Genomic DNA, 2720 nt, shown 5'->3' on the forward strand with positions numbered 1-2720 from the left:
CCGCTAACTTCATAAGAGCAAGCTCTTAATCCATTCGCTCGACTTGCATGTATTAGGCACGCCGCCAGCGTTCATCCTGAGCCAGGATCAAACTCTCCAATAAAGTTAGTTTGTCTAGCATCTAAAAATAAAAATTGACGTTTCACGTTGTTTGTTTCGTTCAGTTTTCAAAGAACTACTTGGTCGCTCATTTGCGACTTCCTTATGTTAACATCTTCGTTAGTTAATGTCAACTAAGTTTTTCATTTCGTTTATCGCTTTCTGCGTTAATGTCATCGGCGACTTGTTTTATATTACACCTCTATACAGTAATAGTCAATATTAATCTTTCACTTTTTTAAAAAGATGAAACAGCTACTCATATTCCTCTTTATTTTTCATACATATAATTAAAATATCTGCGAGGGGTGTAGAGATTGTTCGATCCCTCCTTATTACACATCATCAATGCCCATTCAAGAAATCCACACTATCATAAGAATTTTCCTATCATTCTATTTTGGAGCCAAAAAAGTGGTTGTACTTCTCTTGCCACGTGGCTCTTTTACCAAATTGACTTATTACAAATAGCCCTAAACTATAGTCCTTTTATTCATAATTACGAATATAACATATACAAAAATACACCTACCTATAGCGTGCGACTAGGTATAGCGTTTCGGGATAAACAAAAAGAAACTTTTAAACTTGTTCGTAATCCTTTTAGAAGAGCAGTTAGTTCTTTCGTATCCTTAATTGCACCTCCTTATGTAGAAAATCCAAAATGGCAGCCCCTTCGAAAGTTTTTATATCAAGATGAAAACTCTCCTAAAGGAATCCTCATTTAAACAATTTCTATACTACCTACTTATTAAAGGTGCTTAAGCAAATGATATTAACCCCCATTTTACGCAACAATATGTAGCTAATGAAGAAGAATATGTGACCAATTATATATACTTAGAAAACTTTAATCAGGAAATGAACGAATTAGAAAAGAGTTTCGGATTAAAAGCTGCACCAATAAATGAATTTTCAACATCATGGCACCATCAAACCTACGCCATGATCTATAAAGGAAATTTTAGCGAGGCCGATATTACTGATCCTTTATTTCCCCGTCATCCGACTTTCGAAAGCTTTTATGATACTGAGTGTATACAGCTTGTTCAATCAATGTTTCAAAATGATTTCGATACGTATAAATATAGTAAAGAGTTTCCATACTGATTTTAATTTATTATCTTTGCCAAATATAATAAGATACCTCATATATAAGCTATCTTTTCAACATTTAAACTACATAAAACATACTATTTAGTAATCCTTATTATTCAAACTACTCCCCTTTAATAAATTACCTATTTTTTGTTTATCTGCCCATCCTACCCCTATTAAAACTAAACTTCCTCCTATTATTATCTTCCACGTTAAAGACTCATCTAATAGAACAATTGAAGCAACAATACTTATTAACGGTAATGCATTTAAATATAATCCACTTACTGATGCCGAAACTTTCTCTAATGCTCTATTCCAAAACCAATACGCTAAAATTGTTGCCCCGATAACAAGATACATTATACTAAATTTGGTCTTCCATGTTTCGATTTCTGGGAAACCATAGTAAAAAGTTTCTGCCATTGCAAATGGTAACAGAATAACAGCTCCAATAACTAAAGTTAATGTTGTAAAAACCTTGTTTGATAGATACTGTTCTTGTTTTGGCCTTTTCAGCAGTACTGTATAGAAAGCAAATAAGAAAGTGCTTAATAAAATAAGGATATCTCCTATTAAAGATACTTCCTGATCGACGTTACTAGATGGAATTGTAATAAGAAGTACTCCAACAATCCCCGATACAATACCGATCCAATAATTAAGCTGAATTTTTTCTTTCAAAAAGAACGCTGAAAACAGAATTGTAACTAAAGGTAAAGCAGCATCAATAATGCTAACATGCAATCCACTTGTTAAAGAAATACCGTAAGATGTAAACATAAAGTACCCAGCTACACCGGTAAAAGATAGTAAACTCATTCTTTTCCACGGTACTTGTTTATGTACAACTGATTTTTTTAATTGTTTAAATGAGAATAGTAAACAGATTCCACCCGCGAATAAAAGACGAATAAATAACAAAGTAAATGGCTGGATAGATTCTAATGCCCACTTTGTTGGCGCAATGGCTGCCCCCCATAATATAACAGCCACTAATAACATGCATATTTCTTTCATAATCCCCCACACCCATCAAAAAATATATGTTAACTACCTTAATTATAGATTTTTTCTTATGTGAAATCCTTTAAAAACGAAAAAACATTATGCAAAAGAACAACTGAATAGCTATTTTTCACATAACGCTTCCCTATAAAAAGCAAAATATTCCCAGTCATTCTACAACTCAATTAACATAAAAAGGTAATTCTTACCTTCAACTAGCATTTAAATGTATTACTTTATAACCCTCTACTGCATTATCGTTCTAAATTCATTTTAAACAGTCTCTATTTCATCCTTTCCCCTCTTTAAGATTATTAAATTTATGGATTATGACATTTGATAAATAAAAATAAAAACAAAAAAACCTAAGTCGAATCGACTTAGGTTTTTGCTTGGCGACGTCCTACTCTCACAGGGACAAGGTCCCAACTACCATCGGCGCTAGAGAGCTTAACTTCCGTGTTCGGTATGGGAACGGGTGTGACCTCTCTGCCATCATCACCAAACTATGAAGG

The 2720-nt window shown here is 33.2% G+C and carries 1 protein-coding gene, 2 rRNA genes and 1 pseudogene; 1 reads left to right on the top strand and 3 read right to left on the bottom strand.

Annotated features, from left to right (window positions below):
* Positions 1-103 (bottom strand): 16S ribosomal RNA (locus tag CO726_RS30655); the annotation flags it as partial.
* Positions 104-416: 313 nt separating this feature from the next.
* Between CO726_RS30655 and CO726_RS30660 the strand changes: the two are divergent.
* A pseudogene (locus CO726_RS30660) lies at positions 417-1209 on the top strand (sulfotransferase family 2 domain-containing protein).
* An 87-nt stretch (positions 1210-1296) separates the two neighbouring features.
* Here CO726_RS30660 and CO726_RS30665 read toward each other — a convergent pair.
* Both CO726_RS30665 and rrf read right to left on the bottom strand, forming a co-directional pair.
* Entirely contained in the window at positions 1297-2229 is a 933-nt protein-coding gene (locus tag CO726_RS30665; RefSeq protein WP_136699914.1) for a DMT family transporter, read from the bottom strand.
* 366 nt (positions 2230-2595) lie between these two features.
* Positions 2596-2711: ribosomal RNA gene (gene rrf / locus CO726_RS30670) — 5S ribosomal RNA — on the bottom strand.
* Between the last annotated feature and the right edge of the window lie 9 nt (positions 2712-2720).

This window comes from Bacillus fungorum (genome assembly GCF_002746455.1).
In the GTDB taxonomy this organism is placed as follows: domain Bacteria; phylum Bacillota; class Bacilli; order Bacillales; family Bacillaceae_G; genus Bacillus_A; species Bacillus_A fungorum.